Consider the following 18,256-nt stretch of genomic DNA (forward strand, 5'->3'; position numbering starts at 1 on the left):
TCCAGGCGCTTTTGTCACGAGTGGATGGCCATGCCCAGCACGCCTATCATCGATTACACGAACAAGGATTACCAGTCGCTGCGGCAGGCCATGCTGGCGCTTGCCCACCACCGCCTGCCCGAATGGACCGACCAATCGCCCGCGGACCTGGGCATGGTCCTGGTCGATCTCTTCGCCTACATGGGCGATGTCGTCCTGTACTACCAGGACCGGATCGCCAATGAGAGCTTCCTGCAAACCGCGGTGGAGCGGCGCAGCGTGCTGAACGCCCTGCGGCTGGTGGGATACGGGCTGGCGCCGCCCACCGCGGCATCGGCCGAACTGACACTGTTCTTCAAGCCCCCCACGCTGGGCGGCGCGACCATCGTCACGGTGCCGGGGGGCGCGCAGTTCACATCGGTCGCGACGGCCGAAATCGGTCCGCAAATCTTCGAATACCTTGGCGCGGACCTCGACATCGATCTCGCCTCCGACCAGGTGGTCCCCACCGCCAACGGCAAGCTGGCCTATATCGGCCTGCCGGTGATGCAAAGTGCCGTCCAACCCACCGCGGTCATCGGTTCATCCACCGGGGAGCCCAACCAGTCCTTCGCCCTGCCCAGCACGCCCGTCATCCTGGACACGCTGGTGGTGGAGGTGAACGAGGGCGCCGGTTGGGTGACATGGCGCCGGGTCGACAGCCTGCTCTACGAGACCGCCAGCGATGGTGGGTTGACGCTGTCGCGGGCTGAAGATCGCGACTATTATGTGGAATTCGACGAGGCCGACATCGCCCGGGTGTGCTTCGGCGACGGCACCTACGGCCGCGTGCCGCCAACCGCGACCAACAATATCCGGGCCACTTGGCACGTAGGAGGCGGCAGCGCCGGCAATGTGCCGGCCAACACCATCACCACCCTCAAAACCGCTGTCCCCCGGCTGGCGGCGGTTAGCAATCCGGCCGCCGCCGCCGGCGGCACCGACCATGAGGACATCAACCACGCCAAGTCCTTCGGCCCGCTGGCCTTCCGCTCCGGCCAGCGGGCGGTGACCTTGAACGACTATGTGGCGCTGGCCCAACAGGCCGGCGGTGTCGCTAAGGTGCGTGCATCCGCCCCCACCTGGAACACTATCGAGCTTTACGTGGCGCCGGCGGGCGATGTCGCCACCACCGTTCCAGAAGCACTGCGCCGGCGCCTGATCGCCTACTTCGAAGACAAGCGGATGGCCGGTACCTTCGTCGAGATCCTGGATGCCACATACATCCCCATCGATGTCGGCATCGAGATTGTCTACGACAAACGCTATCAGATGGCGGCGGTGCGGCAGGCGGCGGAAGCGGCCGTGCAGGGGCTTCTGGCCTTCGCCAACGTCGATTTCGGCCGACCGCTTTATCTCAGCGACGTTTACGGCACCGTGGAGGCGGTGGCGGGCGTCACCGCCATGACGGTGACCCGGTTTCGTCGTGGCGATAGCCCCACCACCCAGTTCACCGACCAGGAGATCGCGGCGGCGGCGGCCTTCCTGCCCATCCAGCCGCAAGGCCGGCAGATCGACGTCGCCGCCCTGCTGCGCCGCGCGATCCAGATCGATGTCGCCCAGGATGGCCGCATCATCTTGCAGGACTTCGAAATCCCGGTGCTGGGCGGCTTGACCGTCGACTTGCTGGAAGCGGCGCAATGAAAGTCACCGGCTTCGCCGCACGTGCCGACATAGTGGGCAGACGCATCCGCGTCACCTGGCAATTCGTGCCCGGCATGGGCGAGACACTGGCCGACATCCCGCCGGTGACGCTACGGCGCAAGCGGCGCGACTACGCCTACCCGGCGCCAGGCGCGCCGGATCCCTATCTGGTCTATGACAGCACCGGCTTCCCGCCGCCACCGGTGGCGGGCGTGCTCACGGTCACCGACCTGGACGGCTGGGAGGAAATCGGCGACGGCGAGCGCAGGGTGTTCGAACCCCTCTCCGTTGCCATCTTCACCGGTGGACGCTACATCGAAATCCTGCGCCGGACCACGGCCACGGTGTTTGACTTGGGCGGCGTCGCTCGGCGCCAAGAGGTGGAAATCCTGGACGCGGGGGCGTCGCCGGGCGCGCTGTTGGCCAACCAAGTCTATTATTATCAGCTTTTCAGCGCGTCCCTGCCTGACGGCGGTGCCGATGCCACGCCTTATCGCAGCGCCGCCCAGGTCACGGACAGCTACGGCCAGAACCGGGCCCTGTATCTGTCACTGCCAGAAATCTATCGCCGCCACGACGTCCAGGTCCGTCCGGACACCCCGGGCAGCACCTCGGTACCGGAGCTGTCGCCTAATTTCGGCCAGCTCCGCCGCTTCATCGACCCCTTCGGCATCGCGCTGGACTCCTTGCGAGGAACAGCCGAGGGACTACGCACCCTGCACGATGTCGACGCGGTCGACGGGAAGTACCTTCCGACGCTGGCGCAATGGATAGGTTGGGATCTCAGCGTCGATGTCGACATTCCCCAACAACGCAACGAAATCAAGGCGGCCAGCCGGCTGTACCGCCTGGTGGGAACCCTGCCCGGCCTGCGCGCGCTGGTCACCCAATATACCGGCTGGTCCACCCAGGTGGCGGAATTCGCCCAGAACATCGCGCAGTCTAACCAGCCGCCACGGCGCAATCTCTACGCCATCACTCCGGACGCCGGGGGCCTGGGCTGGCACGGGACCGATGATGCGGCCCAGGCGCTGGGCTTTCCCGCCGCCAACCAGGCCGCCAGCGGATCGGTGGGCACCGCCGCCGCCTTGACCAGCCTGCAGGCCGGTCCCTATGCCCTGCGCCCCGGCATGTCCCTGACGCTTGCGGCGGACGGACTGCCGCCCGTTTCGGTCCGCTTCGGCCCCGGGGACTTCATCGACATGAGCCAAGCCACGGCGGCAGAGGTCGGCGCCGCCCTAAGCGCCGCCCTTCCCGAAGTCAGGGCCACGGCGGCGGCGGCCACGCTGGTCATCGCCTCGAAGACCACCGGCTCGGTGTCACGGCTGCAAGTGGTTCCGGCGAACAACAGTCTCGTTTCCCTGGAAAACGCGCCAGAGGGGCGGCTGTCGGCCGGAACCGACTCCATAGGCCGGGTGCGCTTCTTCTACGGAACCTGGGAAACGCCCACACGGCCCGCATCCGCGGTGGCGGTGGATGAGGCGGCGGCGGAAGCCGGCGGCGCCGCGATGCGTCGGGTCCATTACAAGACCTTCACCGACGGCGCATGGCGTGGCTCACGGCCAGTCTACCCCAGCCGCGTGACACCGCAGGCCGATCCGGCGGCGGCGGTCCTGCCGGATGATCGAATCTGGCTGGCCTGGATTGATGATCCGCTGACCATGAACAGCCGGCTGCGCTGGACGCTGGGCACGGCCAGACCGCCGCAACCGGCCCATATTTCGGGCCGTGTCAGTGAACCTTTCGCCCTTGTCGATGGCGCGACACTGGCATTCACCGGGAATTGGCCGGGGCTGGACCTGTACACGGTCCACGCGGCCAATTTCGCCAACCCTGCGAAAGCCACCGCCGCCGAGTTGGTGACCGCCATGAACGGGCAGTTGACGCGTGTCCGCGCCGCACGCGAGCGGGACGGTTCCCTGCGATTCAGCACCATCGCCAGCGGCGCCACGACCCGCATCGGGGTGGACCTCAGCCACTCGCGCGGGGCCGCGCGGGCGCTGGGGTTCGACAACCGCGGCACCACCGGCACACCCGGGTCCTGGGACGACCAGATCGATTGGAACACCCCTTGGGATGCCGGTGGGCGGGGCCGCCACGCCGAAGTGACGGCGGTGAACAATCCGGCCGGCGGCGTGCGTCTGGCCTGGGCGTCGCATCGCGCGGGGGCCTGGCGAATCCTGACGGCGTACTGGAATGACCGGGTGATGGCGGGCACGGCCAACGGCGCCTTCAGCCGCGATGGCGCCGGCGCCTGGACGCCCGTCCCCGGCCTGCCCGCCGCGGATATCCGGGCGATCATGGTGGATGCCGCCGGATCGGCCTGGATCGCCACCGCCGCCGGCGTGGCCGTCCGGCATCCCGACGGCACCGTCACCACTGTGGCCGGCCTACCTTCCCCGGACATCCGCGACCTGGCCTTGGCCGGCGACGGCAGCGCCTGGATCGCCACGGCGGCCGGCCTCGTCCTCCTGGCCCCCCAGGGGACCATCACCACACTGGACATCGGCGGCGGCCTGCCATCCAACGACATCCGGGCCCTGGCTTTAAACGGCGACGGCACGCTGTGGGCGGCGACCGCCGCCGGAGCCGTGCGCCGGCGGGCGTCCGGCGCGCTTCAGATCCATACAGTCGCCACGGGGCTGCCCGGCAACGATGTCCAGGATGTCGCTTTGGGTGCTGACGGCGCCGTGTACATCGCAACGACCGCCGGGCTGGCCGTCGTGGCGCCAGAGGGCGCGGTCACGGTGGCCAAGGCCACCAATACCCGCGCCGTCGCCATCGGCGGGGACGGTACGCTGTGGGTCGCCACCCCGGCCGGCGTCAGCCTCAGGTCGCCGGCCGGGGCCTGGCGCGTGTTCGACACCACGATGGGGCTGAACAGTGATGACGCGCGCGCCCTCTCGCTGGGACCGGACGGTACGGCTTGGGTCGGAACGGCCGTAGGCACCAGCACCATCACACCGGATGGCACGGTCACCAACCTCGACCTGCTGGGCGGCGGTGTCCCCAATCCGGCGGGTCGCGCCGCGTATACCGGCTGGTCCGCGGCGTTGGAACTGGCCAACGGCGGGGGCGGCAACCGCGAACCCGCGTTGGCCGTGGACGCCACCAAGCGGATCTGGCTGTTCTGGTCGCAGCGCGTCGGCATCGGCACCGAACAGGAAAGCTGGGGCCTGCACCATCGGATCTTCGATCCGCCCACCAGCACCTGGGGGCCCGACAGGGTGGTCACCACGCCGCCCCTGGGTGGCCGGTCGTCGGATCGCGCGCCCGGCATCCAGCCCTTGCCGGCTGGAATGCGTGTGTTCTTCTCGTCCGATCGGGGCGGCGGGTTAAGCCTTTGGTCGGTCGACGTTGGCCTCAACGGCGTCATTGGTCCGCTGACGCCGCTTCCGGCCGGGGCATCGTCCGACGGGGCGCCCACCCCGGTCACGGTCGGCACCGACCTTTGGCTGTTCCATCGCAGCGATGCCAATGTCCCACTGGTCCAGGCCGGCACAGGCGACGCCGGGCGCCCCGGCAGCCAGCGCGTGCCCGACAATGGAACGGAACGGCGATACGGCGGTACCGTCGCTGCGGACTTGGGCGATCTCAACCGCCTGCGGACCCGCCGCAGCTTCGGTGACATGCTGAGTTACACGCCCAGCCGTCCGGACGGCGCGGGCACATTGCGCGACGACGAACTCTACACCCGTGGGACGGTCGGCTTTTATGTCCGCCGGGCGTCCCAGGGCGCGGCGCTGACCCGGCAGGAGACGGAACGGCTGAGCGAGATGGTGAGGCGCTTCCTGCCCATCAACCTGCGCGCCGTGGTGATCATCGTCGAAGCGACCGATGTCGAATACCTCTACCCCGATGGCGGCCCGACGGAGAGCTATGCCGACGACTTCCCCTTCGTCTCACTCATGCCGCCGATCACCGACAGCACCGCCGCCGCCATGCCGGGCCTGCTGATTTTGGAATCCAACAAGACGGACGATGTTTCGGCCGATACAGCCGATCTGACCACGCTGACGCGCCGGACCTTTTTCCCGCCCTTGCAATAAGGCCAATACGAACGGAGTGAGGGATGATCGCCACGACAACGTCCTCGGCCACAGCGTCACCGGTCGAGCCGCCGCCCGCCGAATATCCGGCGATGGCGCTGCAAGGCCATTACCACGACGCGCTGACAACGCCCGACGGCCGGGTGTTATGGGACCGGGGCTGGAAGCGCAACACCATCGTCAGCGATTGCCGGCGATTGCTGGCCGGTTTCCTTCATGGCGGCGGGATCAGCCTGGCCATACAGGGCCTGTGGGTCGGCCGGGGCAGCGACGGCTGGGACGTGTCCGGCCCGCCGCCAGGCGCCCCGACGCAATCGGCGCTGGTCGACCCCTTTCCCTTCCTGGTTCCGCCCGCGGCGATGCAGATTGATTTCCTGGACGGGGCGGCGGTGACGGCGACGCCGACCAACCGCTTGCAGATCAAGGCGACGCTGGGACCCGGCCTGCCGCCTTGGCCGGATGGCAACCACGCCACCGCCAACCTGCGCGAATTCGGCCTGGTCGGGCAAATCGGCGGGGTCAAGTCGCTGATCAACTATGTGACCCATCCGGTGATCGTCAAAGACCCGGTCAGCACGCTGACCCGCACGATCTGGCTGGTCTTTTAAGTCCGCGCCCTTGCGCTTGAGTGCCACCACGGGAGAGGAAGATGGCGGTAATCACCAACAGCACCTTCGACCCACTGAAGGCCCGCTGCAATGTCCGCCTCCAACAGGGCGTCCCCATCGTCGACGCCGACTGGAATGAGTTGGACGACATCCGCAAATTCGAACTGCGGGCCTTCCTGAAATGGTATGTCGGTGACGGCATCCCCGATGGCAGCGACGGTTTCCGCATTGATGCCACCGGCGCCACCGACGACTTCATCATCCGCGCCGGCGTGGCGCCGGCGGCCCCAGGCACGACCAACTACGCCATCGCCCTGCGCAACACCGGGCGCTGTATCGCCGATGGGCTGGATGTCCTGATCCAGGCCGACATCTCCTACAAGGGTCAGGCCCTGTTCACCGCCCCTGGCCCCGACGGCGCCCCAAAAATCCAGCCGATCCCGGTCCTCAACGGCAATGTTCTGGTCTACCTGGATATTTCAGAGCGGCTGGTGACCGCGCAGGAGGACCCGAGCCTGGTGCTGAGCGGACTGGGCACGGAAAGCTGCGCCCGCATGCGCCGCGAATGGTGCGTCCGCACGCGGGTCGGAACCACCATCCCGGCGCCGGGCGACACCGATTTCATCGCCGGCCATGTGTACTACGGCCTGGCCGTCATCGCCCGCCAGTTGATCACGCCCACAACCGCGGTCGCCATCCTTCAGACCGCCATCACCGACATCCGGCACAAGGGGTTGTCGATTTCCGCCCTGGAAAAGCGCTTGGCCAAGCTGGAAAGCCTGTTGCTGCTGCCGGCCTTCTCCGCACCGGGGGGGCAGTTGGTACCCAAAACCGGCTTGGTCGGCAACGTCGTCAAGCTGGAAGGACGCAATTTCAACATTGGCACCCCCACCGTCACCTTCGGCAACATCGCGGCCGTGCTGTCGGCACCCCCGACCAGCGGGGAGGTCGCTGTCGTGGTGCCCAACCTGCCCAATGGCGTCTACACTGTTTCCATCAGCACCGACGGCGGCGGACCGGTGACCTCCGTCGATCATTTCACCGTCCTGGGCGGCGGGGGCGGCGGCCCCGTCAACGGCCCCACCCTGGATCCGGCGACCCCCTTCGTGCCCAAGTCGGGGCCCAAGGGTCAGAACGTCGTCATCACCGGCACGAACTTCAATCAGCCTGGCCTGGCCGTGTCCTTCGGCGTGACACCTGCCGTCATCGTCAATTCCAGCGCCACGCAGATCACCGTCACCGTGCCGACCCTGGTGGCCGGCCCCTACACCATCACCGTGAACACCAGCGCCGGCGCCATCGCCAGCGCCACACCGTTCAACGCCCTCTAAGCAGGTTTCCGAGCCCGCCCATGGGGGGCGGAGTTCGGAAAGTCTGCTTAGCGCGAACAGTTGGCGCCTTTCCGGTGAGCGTCAGCGAACCGGGGGCGCTCAATGAGGTGCATCCCCGCCAATATCCCCCCCCTGAGTCCTCAAGACGTAAGGAGCCAGCATCATGGCCTTCGATGTCTATCCCCAGCCACAGACCGCCCCACTCACCGTTCCCCCCGGCGGTGCCGGCATCACGGTGGACCTGGTGCAGGAACGGCGCAGCGCCGAGGCCCAGCCGACGATGTATATCCGCGTCGCCCTGGTCGGCGGGGCGGTCGCGCCAACATTTAAGCTGCAGGCGGGTACTGGCGCCGCCGTCGCCTTGATGGTCAACATGGCGCTACCCATCAACGACCCGTCCACCTTGCCCAACCCCTATGTCGCGGACGCCTTCCTGACGGTCGAGGCCAACGGCGTTTTCCTGATCAGCGTCTTCCTGTATGTCGCGACGGCGTCGACCTGGAAACTGACCATCATCAACAACGACGCGGTGGCGCGCGGTTTCACCTTCGTCGCCGCGGACAGCGACGCCGACAGTAAGCAGCCATGGATCGAGGCGGCGACCGCCATCGGCTTCAACGCGCTGATCAGCGAGACGGCGACGCAGACGCTGCGCCTGTTCAATCATGGCACAGGCCCCCTGACCGGCATCGGCGGCGCCCCCGCCGGCCCCGGCGCCGCCAGTTTCATGGTCACCGTGCCGGGCGGCGCCTCCATCCCGCCGAACGGCAATTTGGACATCCTGGTCACCTTGCTGCCGGTGGCCACGCCCCAGACCCTGGCGGCCACGCTGGACATCACCAGCAACGACGGCACCGCTCAGAAAGCGGCGGGCCACAATAGCCGCGTTGCGCTGACCGCCAGCGTCGGCAAGCTGGAAATCGCCTTTATGCTCGATGGGTCGGGCAGCATGGCTTACGGCCCGGCTGGGGAAACTACCCTCATCGGCATTGACAACAAATCCACCCGCTGGGGCAGATTGGTCACCGGGGTCCAGGCGGCCTTGGCCGTGCTCCAGAATTTCGGCGCCGACAAGGGCAACTTCGCTGTCGGCATGTATCCCAACATCCTGGGCTTCCCAGCCGATCCCACCGGCCCTTATGCCGGCCCCCTGCCCGTCGCCTCGCCCAGCGCCGCCGATTTCACCGCGATGCTTCCGATCAGCCCCGCCAATGTCGGCGACGCCAAGGGCAAGATCGATCTGCACTTCGCCCGCCTCAACGCCGCGGCGACCCCCATGGGGGCCGCCATCGCCCACGCCATCGGCACCAACCCCGGCTCCTTCGGGGGCTATTTCGAAGCGGACGCCCAGGGCTTGAACCGGCGGTGGCTGATCTTGATGACGGACGGCAATGACAACAGCCATCCGCCCTTCCCCAACGATTTCTTCGGCAACGGGACGACGGGCCAAGGGTTCGTGCCCAAGAAAATCAAGGTGGCGGCCTTGGGCTACGGCAATACCAACGCCGCGGTGGAACCCGTGAACACCGGTTTGCTGAACCAGATCGTAACCAACGCCTACCAAGGCAGCGCCGCCAACTACCACTACGCCGAGGCGGACAGCGGCCCAGACCTGACCGCGAAATTCATCAAGGGCTTGCTGTTCAGCGGCCTGACCCTCGACAGTCTGGCTGACCCCAGCGGCGTGCTGACGCCAGCCCACCCCCAGATCGTGCACAAGGTCCCAGTCACCGAGTACGATGACAAGCTGTCCTTCATAGTGGCGTGGAGCACCTACAACCCCGGCCGGCTGATCGTCCAGGTGCGCACGCCGTTGGGCGAAGTGCTGGAAAAGGCGGGGCCTGACTATACCGTCGATACCAATCCGCGCTTCCGCATGCTGACCTTCGATCGGGACTATCTGGCCAACAGGGCCGACCCCGACAATCCCCGCTACGGCACATGGACCCTGCTCATCCGGCTGGACCCCAAGGCCCAGGACCGCGACCAGACCCACGAAGGTCGCGGCCAGGAGCCTTACGATTACCAGATCATCGCCGACACCCGGCTGAACCTGCGGGTGGAGTTCAACCGGCCCAACTATGTCGCCGGCGCCACCGTCGGCCTGTCCGCGCAAATCCTGCTCCAGGGGCTGGCGCTGACCGGCGCCGCCGTCACCCTGACGGTGACGGCACCAGCGACCTCGTACACCAACTGGTTGGCCAATACCCCCGTCTCGCCCCGGGACTATAACGCCGCACGTGAAAGACAGGGCCGCGGCAACCCCGACATCGATTCCATCGGCGTCAAACAGATCGCGCTGATCTCCACGGGTTTGAAATTCAGCGCGGTGGAAAATACCTTCACCGTGCCCATGGTCGACGGCAAGGGCAACGGCGTCTATGGGGCGACCCTGCACGACACGACCGTCCCCGGCACCTACCGCTTCCTCATCACCGCGGTCGGCGCCTTGCCCGATGGCACCCCCTACCGCCGGGAGCAAAGCCGCACGGTGGAGATCGTCGCCAGACCCGTGGCGGCCAACACGCCGTTCCAGGTCGACTATCTGCGCATTGTGCAAAACGGGCAGCCGCTGACCCAGGCGACCGTGACCGTGCACCCCCGCGACCGGTTCAACAACGCGACCTTGCTGGATCCCCAGTTGGACCCATCGCTGGCGTTTCCGGCGTCAGGCGCCACGTTCACGGGGCCCATTACCGACAACCACGACGGCAGCTACACCCGCGTCCTGACCTACCCCGACGGCCACATCGCCCATGTCGGCGTCACCTTGAACCGACATACGGTGGTGCCGAAGACCCTGTTGGTGGACCCCGGCCAGCTCCGGTACGCGGACACGGTGGCGAACGTCAAGTTGGGGTATGAGGCGGCGCCCGGGGCCAACCAACATACGGTCGCCGACGCCTGCCTGGGCGACTGCACCACGGCGCCGGACCACGGCTACGTCTCGCTGGGCGCCTTGGGGGAAATCACCCTGGCCTTCGCCGGACACAGCATCGTCGGACAAGGACATGATGATCTGACGGTCTTCATCCATGCCGATCAGCCGCCCCGGCCTTATGTGGTCGAGGCCAGCGTGGACACCGGTGGGACCCATTGGTTCGAGGTGGGGCGGTCACTTGGCGTCACCCAGACATTCAGCCTGGCCGACCAGGGCACGCCGGTGACGGCCCGGATGATCCGCATCCGCGACACCAGTGGCCAAATTCGCACCGCCAGCGGCGCGCCCAGCGCCACGCCGGGCGTCAGTGTGCTGGGACTGGGCGTGGCCCGGCTGGAGTGAGCCGGGGTCGGGGCCGCCGTCTTCGGTAACCAACGGGGCGGCGGCCACCCTGTCGTTGATGACGGCCAGAGCGCGGTCGTTCCCTTGAATGCGGCCGGCCCGATTGGGGACCGGCCATCACGGACACCACAGCCACGCGCGCCAACCATTCAAGGCCATGGCGTGGACTCTTTCGGACTCATACCAACGGCGCCACGCCCCGTTTCGGTCAATCTCATAGTGCTGGTCGAGCACCTGTGGTTCGGCGGCGTAACGCGGTTTGCCCACAAGCGACAGGCCTGCAGGCAGGATCGGATACCAGCGACGCGGGGTGGACGCGTTCGCCTGGAGCGCGAACGTCACCGTCCCGCCGACGACACTCCGGATCGTCCGCTATCCGATCAGTCTCAAGAGCATCTGAATATCCGTGGTTTATACCGTGAGGTGGTTATCACCGCGCGTTCTTCGCTTGGTTCGCTTTGACGCGTTCCCAGTTGATATGGGTATGCCAGACGTCATCGGGGGAACCGTGCGTTGTCCACATGACCTCGCAGTTGCCCTTGCATGCCGCACCAGAGGTCGCGACGACAACGCCCTGGGCGCCCTCGCCCCGAAGCTGGAGGGCCGCGGTGACCTCAGTATGCCGGTCTTCCGGCAAAAGGCGGTTAACCAGGGGCGGCGGCGGGCCAAGCCTCGCGCCGCGAAGCAAATCCGGCCGGCCATTGAGAACCCGCCAGCCATTCAGGTCGCTCACGTGCACGACATAGGAGAGCTTGCCGTCGATTAGCCCGAAACCGATCGCGATCGTCCTACTGTAATTCCCGCTGCGGGCGGCCCAGAGGTCCGACAGAATTTGTTTGGCTTGGTCGTTCAGAAATTTACCGTCGCTTTCATTGAATGCCTTGGTGAATTCCTCAACCGTCTCGGGCAGCTTCTTGCCGCCGCCGGGGCCCCCGGCCCCGATGTCGCCGCGCGCGCCATCGACAGCCCGCGCGGCCGAGGGTTTCCGACCGTCCCCGGCGGCGGTCGCCGCCCTTGATCGGCCCTTCGTGCCGGCGGTCGTCGCGCCCTTGTCGGATGTCGCCCCCGCCGTCTCACCCCCGGATGGTCGTCCACCAGCCTTCGCCTCGGGGGATGCCTTGGGCGACGATCCCTCACGCCCCTCCGCCGTCGCCCCGGGCGTTCCACCGGGTTTGGGCGACTTGGTCGCGGCGGTGTCTCCCGCCGCCTTGGCAGGCGCTTCGACCCGCGGTTGGTTGCGGGTGGCGGCCTGGTCGGCCGTCGCCCGGCGGCCCGTTTCGACGCCGGCGGCCTTCCCTGTTTCAACGGTGGAGACGATGCCGGCCATGCTCTGCGCCTGATCCCCTGCCTGCCCCTTGCGCTGCACGTCCTGTGGGCTCTCCCCACGCAGGAAAGCGGCGATGGCGGCGAGCTGCCCCGTGGTCGTGGTGTGTCCGAGGGTCGCCTTGAAGGCATCCTGGCGCATCCGCGTTTCGATATCGGCCGTGGTACCGTTGGGGCCGCCGTCGGGCGCCCAATAGATCGTCGTATCATTGGAAAGCGGACGTAGCGGAGCGACCATCCCGAGCAGCCGGGTCATGTCGCCTTTATTCATGTCGAGCGTCACGCGCGCGTCGAGGACGGTCTCCTTGCTGCGCAGCGTCCCATCGCTCTTGAAGAACAGGCCCTTCATCGTCTGCGCGATCGCTTCCCATTTGGGGTCGCGCCGGATCAAGCCGCGTTCGAGACTGTCAACGATGCCCTTTCCCTTGGTCTTTTCGGGATCGCGGTGATCGATTTCCTTCAGCTTCGCATCCCGGCCCGCCTTGACCATCGGATTTTCGGTCCCCGCCGCCGATTTGTCCGCCGTCGCCTGCGCCCCCTTGGCGACGGCGGCATCTCCACTCGGAGACGGGGGATTGGGCAGGTCGGGCGCCCGCGCGCCCGCCCCATTGGGCTGGTCCGTGTGGGTCACCACGATCAACCTGTCGCTGGCGTCATTGCTTCCCATCGCCGTCCGCTCTTTCGGTGGTGTCGGATTCAGTATCCGGCTCGTTGGGGGGCTGCGCCGCCACCAGGCGATCAAGGCGCCCGTTGATGATCCACGGCGCGCGGGACTAACCGCGCGTGAACATCTGGCAGCCGAAGCAAACAAGGGCGCGCTGGGCGTTGACCGTGATCACGGGGCGTGCGGCTGTATCCTGCGCGGTATTCGGATATTCGACGGACTCAAGAGCGGCGCTTCAGCTTCGCATCCCGGCCCGGCTTGATCATCGGATTTTCGGTGCTGGCGACGGTGGCATCTCCGCTCTGAAACTGGGGCGTGCACAGCTCGGGCGCCGGCACCCCCGCCCCGTTGGGCTTGTCCGGGCGGGCCGCCGCGATCGACCGGTCACTGGCGTCATTGCCTCTCATCGCCGTCTGTCCTTTCGGTGGTGTCGGATTCCGTATCCGGCTCGTTGGAGGGGGCCTGCGCCGCCAGCAGGCGGTCAAGGCGCCCGTTGATGATCCACGGCGCGCGGGAATAATTGCGCGCGAGCATCTGGTAGCCGAAGCAAACGAGGGCGCGTCGGGCATTGACGGTGATCGCGGGGCGGGCGGCCGGATCCTGCGCGGTATTCGGATATTCAACGAGCTCGAAAGCGGCACTGTTGCAAATACCGTGGACGCGCCCGGCGGCGGCATCGTCAGCGACATCATCCTCGTCGGCCTTGGCGAAGGTCGCGGCGAACAGTTCCTCATCAATCAGGTCATCAACCGCGAGCCGCGGCAGGCAGATCGAGATGTCGCCGAAGCGGGTCGCGACGACGACGCAGGCGGTACAGACGGGTGCGCCGGCCGAGATCCTCGCCAGTGCCTGGGCCATCGCCTGGGCCGGCGCAGGCCCAGGCACGTCACCGTCACCCATCAGATCGAGCAATGTCGCGCGGAAGGCGGCCGTCTCGGGATAGGTCCAGCGCCGCCGGGCACCCCAACGGTCGGCCAGACGGGTCGCAAGGTGCCGAACCAGGCATGGCCGACAAGCGGCCGCCGCCGCTTCCGGCCGTTTGATACGCACAGTCTCCATGAGGTCCGGCCACAGCCGTCCGCGGGCTGCGGCATCGACGAGCATGGAGACGACGAGTTTCGAGAAGGTCCGGGCGATCAGTGGCTGGTCGGCCGCCGCCGCCGCTTCGCGGCACCCGGCCGCGCCGCCCGCGCAAACGCCGCCGCAGCTGCCGAGGCTCTCGGCCTCGGCCGCCGCGATCAGGTCCCGCAGCGCCGCGTCGACGAGGGGTGTCTGGCCCGGCAGGTCCTTGGCGCGGGGAATGGCGACCAGGAGGGGCGCGTCCTCGCCCTCTTCGAACAGGATCGCGTCGCCGACCGCCAGCACGGCCATCGCCGCCTTCTGCTCCTCCGTCATCGCCATCGCCCCGGCCAGCACCGCCCGATCGTCCGCGGCGACGACGCGATGGACGATCTTGATGTTGGTATTTTTGATGACGTCGGGCGCGAGCTTGGTCGGGACCTGATCAACGACCGCCAGCCCCTGTCCGTAGGCGCGGACCTCCGAAATGAGGTTCGAGAAGGTTTCAACCGCCTTGCCGCGCGGATCGGATTCCACGGTGTCGCCGCCGGAGCCACCGGCCGGGCCGGTGTTGGCGAGCAGCCGATGCGCCTCCTCGATCACAAGAAGGTGGGCGAAGCCGCCATCCGGGGTCCCGGACGCGCGGCGATGCTCGACCAGCCGCATAAACAGCAGCGCCATGAAGAAGGCCTTGTCGTCATCGTCGCCGATATTCTGAAGTTCGAGGAGAACCGGCCCGTCCAGCAGTTCGGCCATCGGCGTCGACCGCGCGCAGTCGAACATCGCGCCTTTGCCACCGACGCGCAGGCCGTTGATGCGCGTGAGCAGTGCCGCGCGCATGTCGTTGCGCACGCGCTCGTCGTAGCCAAGCGTCGCGACGATCAGGTCCGCCTTGCGCGCCAGATCCGCGAGCGTGGGGAAGGCGGCGGCGGGATCGGCGCCCTTGGGCAATCGCGCATTGGTATTGCTGATCGGGTCCCATCCACGATCGCGGTAAATTTCGTGCAGCGCCCGTTCAAGGATCTGGGGCAGTGGCGTCCACGTGCCAAAGCTGGCGACAAAGCAGGAGCGGAGCAGATCGATATGCACGCTGAGCGGCATCTCCGGCCAGCCCACCACCTCGAAGGGATTGAGCCGCAGGGGCACATAGCGCTCGTCGCCCACGGTGAAGACGCGCATCCGCCCGCGGAATTGGGGCTCAATGGCGAGCGCGCGATATTCGTTCTTGCTCGGCTCCATCACCAGGAAAGGTAGTTTCGCGGCATCCAGCTGCCGTAGCAGCTGCATCATCGTATTGGTCTTGCCGGACCCGGTGACGCCGGTGATGAACGCATGACGGTTGAGGCCCGGGAGCCCCACGCTGTAATCGGCCGCTGGGATGCCATTGTCCTTGATCCGGCCCAGCAGGAGCGTGTTTGAACCCGTCGCGACACGCTGGCGGGCCACGTCGAACCGGGCGTTACGGCGAATTGCGAAGCCGTTGGCCTCGACCGTCGGCAGGTCGACCAAGGCGGCGAGACGAGCCGAGGTCATCAGCGTCTGGTAGGGGTAAGGGTTGGCCAGGTCGCCGCCGCGCTCATCGGGAAGGACCCAGTCGGCGGCCCACCCGGCGACAACCCTGTGCTCAAGGGCGCGCAGCGGCGCATGCACGGCGCGCTCGCCCGAGAAGACGCCGGTCACGAAGCCGGCCAACGCCGGGTAACCATCGTCGGTACCGCCGACATAGACCGCCGTCCGCCAGAGCCCCGTGCCAAGGCCAAGCGCGACATCGGCGAGATGGCGATCGAGATAGTCGAGGTACAGAGCGGTCAGCCGGTTGACAGCCCCCATCGCGGCGCTGGCCGATTCCACCTGCCGCATCTCCTCAAGCAGGCTAAGCCGGATCCGCGAGATTTCGTCGGCTGGTACCGGCGTGGCGACAACCGAAAACGCCCAAGGTTGCCCCGCCATGGCACGGACAAGCTGGTCCATCCGGCTGCCGCCAGGATCGCTGCTGCCTGGGTCGGCGGGCGCTGGCACGCCCCGCAGCAGGCCCCACCGGGTCAGCGTGGCCGGCGGCGGCTCAACGGCGAGGCGCGTCGCACGCACTGGCGCGAACACGCCGCGAAGCGAGCGGAGGAGCACCCCGCCGGAGGGGGCGGTGTTCGCACCCCAACTTCCCAGGGTGACACGCAGCGCCTGGTCGCGTTCCTCGATGCCGAAGGCGATGCGCGTCGCCGCTTGGTACAGGCCAGCGATTGCGGCGCCCATCCGGGGGGGGGGGCGGCCGCCTCTCCCGACGGGGGGGGCCGCTCGCGAGGACCCGTCCCGAAGGTGGTACCCACCTCGTCGAGACGAAAGAGGATGCGCGCCTCGAGCGGGATCGGCGAGACCGGCCGATCAAGGCGGAAAGAAGGCGGCGGATCCATCCGCTGCAGAGCATCAAGGTCGCCGGCGCCGACTGTCCGGAAGCCGCTGATCCCCGCCGACGCGTTCATGTCCCCACCGAAAGCGTGATGCGTCTGGGCTGATGGATGATGCCGGTGGCGAACCTTCCATGGAGTTCGACCTGATCACCGCGACGCAAATCAGTGACCAGTTCGCGCTGCGGTGCCGCCGCCGCGATCCAGTCCTGCACCTTCCCATCCTGTCCCGCCAGGCCAAGGCGGAAACTGATCCACTCGGTCGGTTGCGACGTGCCACGCGAAAAGGCGAACACGCCCTCCACCGTGCCTGTCGGATTTTGGTAGCGCCGCCTGGTCCAACTCTCGCCGAAGTTAGCTGTGATTTGCCTAACCGCCCTCTTCAGGGTGCCACGACGCCACCAGTGCCGGGCGAGAAGGAAAGCGGCCACAAGGCAGGCGATGCCCCCGCCCCAGTGCAGCAGGTTGAACAGATATCGGTATTGTTGCTGCAGATCCTGTTCGAGGAGCGGGGTGGTGAAGGACCACGAATAGTAGCCCCCGATCACGGCGAGCCATGCGGAAATGATGGCGCGCCAGCGCCAGCCTGCCGGCATCATGGTGAAACGGCCGGCGTGATTGAGAATAGCCGGATCCTCGAACAATCCCTCCCGAGCGGGGCGACCAATCAGGGTGACGAGATCGCCGTCCTGAACAAATAGAAAGGTCCGGTCGATATTGACCTGAACGGGGATTTGGAGCGACCGGCCAGCGTCTTGCACGATGAGGCGGAAGCGGATGTCGTGCGTGAAGGTATCGATCGTATGCGTCGCCACCACATGCCCCGGTTCGCCGTAGACGCTCTGGGTCTCAGTGTGCTTTTCAATGTTGCGCTCCGCGACCGTGACCACGCCGGTATAGACCTTGAGACCGCCGAGCAGCCGGCCGGGTGCCGAGCGCTGCCCGTGAACGGACGAGGACAGGATTTCAGGCGCCGCGGCGCCACCGATGGTCTTCGCCGTGTTTTCCACGGCACCCGCGGCGGGGCTCTTCCCAGGCGCCAGGCCGCTCTGCGTCGCCGAAGCCGTCCCGCAATTGCCGCAGAACACGGATTCTCCGGGATTGACCGCTCCGCACAGCGCACACTGCCAGTTAGTCGCCGACATACTGCCCCCTCCCAAATATACATTCGGGGTATGCAATTCGTGACCATTGAGAAGCCGATAAAGCATCTAGCCACAAATAGCATGTTGGTAAAACAGAAATCTTCTGGCGTAATCATTACTGGTGTTTCGTGCGGGCTACTCTTCCATCCTGATCTTGAGTGCTGGCAACTTTACGCAAAAATCTTTGATGAAATTGTAGGCAAATGGAAGTATTCGAGAAATTCATCGAGATCGTCATAGATCACCTGATGGAACACTTTCGCATTTTCGGCATGGATAAGATCAGCGAGGTCATTGGCGACTTTCTCGCCGAACACCCTCCTCTGCTGGCAATCGTGGCAGGTGCGGGCGCTGCCCTAGCGCTTTGGGAGATCGCGACTGCGCTACGCAAGAAGTTTCGCCGGTGAGGCTGCCAGAATGGCCCCCAGGTTCAGTCGGAGATTAGGTTGGTGTGGCGTGTTGATCGGCCGCCCGCATCAGCCTGCTCAAGGGTGATATGGATACGACCGAGATGCCGTTAGATATTTATAGCAGGGGACTGATCCGCTAACGGCAGTTGAGGCCAGCTCTCATAAGCGAATGAACCACAAACGGCCCTGCTCGGACATCACCTGCGAATCCGGTGGTCTTGCCATTGGACTTGCCCTGGAAAAGTGGAGAGCCATCACCCTAAAATTTGGGAATGATGGAGGTGAAGATGGCGCGGGCGAAGCGGTCGCAGATCACGGGG

At 66.6% G+C, this 18,256-nt stretch carries 10 protein-coding genes; 6 read left to right on the forward strand and 4 right to left on the reverse strand.

All coding sequences use genetic code 11. The annotated features are described in order from the left end of the window. Positions 1–30: 30 nt before the first annotated feature. The 5 genes from FHS74_RS18470 to FHS74_RS18490 all read left to right on the forward strand — a co-directional run bounded on the left by FHS74_RS18470 (position 31) and on the right by FHS74_RS18490 (position 10,933). The gene (locus FHS74_RS18470; protein WP_184803279.1) at positions 31–1,662 is read left to right on the forward strand and encodes a putative baseplate assembly protein; all 1,632 of its coding nucleotides are present in this window, start codon (positions 31–33) and stop codon (positions 1,660–1,662) included. Next, positions 1,659–5,711: a phage tail protein gene (locus tag FHS74_RS18475; protein ID WP_184803281.1), complete on the forward strand. Its 4,053-nt coding sequence runs from the start codon at positions 1,659–1,661 to the stop codon at positions 5,709–5,711. The genes FHS74_RS18470 and FHS74_RS18475 overlap by 4 nt, the downstream gene beginning before the upstream one ends. 23 nt (positions 5,712–5,734) lie before the next feature. Then, positions 5,735–6,319: a hypothetical protein gene (locus FHS74_RS18480; RefSeq protein ID WP_184803283.1), complete on the forward strand. Its 585-nt coding sequence runs from the start codon at positions 5,735–5,737 to the stop codon at positions 6,317–6,319. Between the two features lie 41 nt (positions 6,320–6,360). Continuing rightward, complete coding sequence (locus tag FHS74_RS18485) at positions 6,361–7,650, forward strand: IPT/TIG domain-containing protein (protein WP_184803285.1); 1,290 nt, start codon at positions 6,361–6,363, stop codon at positions 7,648–7,650. A 163-nt stretch (positions 7,651–7,813) separates the two neighbouring features. Beyond that, positions 7,814–10,933, forward strand: coding sequence for a hypothetical protein (locus tag FHS74_RS18490; protein WP_184803287.1), 3,120 nt, complete (start codon positions 7,814–7,816; stop codon positions 10,931–10,933). A 430-nt stretch (positions 10,934–11,363) separates the two neighbouring features. Here the strand turns inward: FHS74_RS18490 and FHS74_RS18495 are convergent, their stop codons facing one another. The 4 genes from FHS74_RS18495 to FHS74_RS18510 all read right to left on the reverse strand — a co-directional run bounded on the left by FHS74_RS18495 (position 11,364) and on the right by FHS74_RS18510 (position 17,526). Further along, positions 11,364–12,923 carry a hypothetical protein gene (locus tag FHS74_RS18495; protein ID WP_184803289.1) on the reverse strand — a complete coding sequence of 520 codons (1,560 nt, stop codon included), beginning with the start codon at positions 12,921–12,923 and terminating at the stop codon, positions 11,364–11,366. 218 nt (positions 12,924–13,141) lie between these two features. Continuing rightward, on the reverse strand, positions 13,142–13,327 hold the full coding sequence (locus tag FHS74_RS18500; protein ID WP_184803291.1) for a hypothetical protein: 186 nt from the start codon (positions 13,325–13,327) through the stop codon (positions 13,142–13,144). Continuing rightward, positions 13,314–16,229: an ATP-binding protein gene (locus FHS74_RS18505; protein WP_184803293.1), complete on the reverse strand. Its 2,916-nt coding sequence runs from the start codon at positions 16,227–16,229 to the stop codon at positions 13,314–13,316. Before FHS74_RS18505 ends, FHS74_RS18500 begins: the two co-directional genes overlap by 14 nt. Before the next feature lie 223 nt (positions 16,230–16,452). Beyond that, a complete protein-coding gene (locus FHS74_RS18510) occupies positions 16,453–17,526 on the reverse strand; it encodes a zinc ribbon domain-containing protein (RefSeq protein ID WP_184803295.1) in 1,074 nt (357 codons plus the stop codon). 203 nt (positions 17,527–17,729) lie between these two features. On the opposite strand from FHS74_RS18510, the gene FHS74_RS18515 reads away from it, so the two are divergent. Beyond that, positions 17,730–17,933, forward strand: a complete 204-nt coding sequence (locus FHS74_RS18515) for a hypothetical protein (protein WP_184803297.1) — start codon at positions 17,730–17,732, stop codon at positions 17,931–17,933. Positions 17,934–18,256 lie beyond the last annotated feature (323 nt).

Origin of the sequence: Nitrospirillum iridis, from assembly GCF_014205765.1 — a bacterium.
GTDB lineage: Bacteria > Pseudomonadota > Alphaproteobacteria > Azospirillales > Azospirillaceae > Nitrospirillum > Nitrospirillum iridis.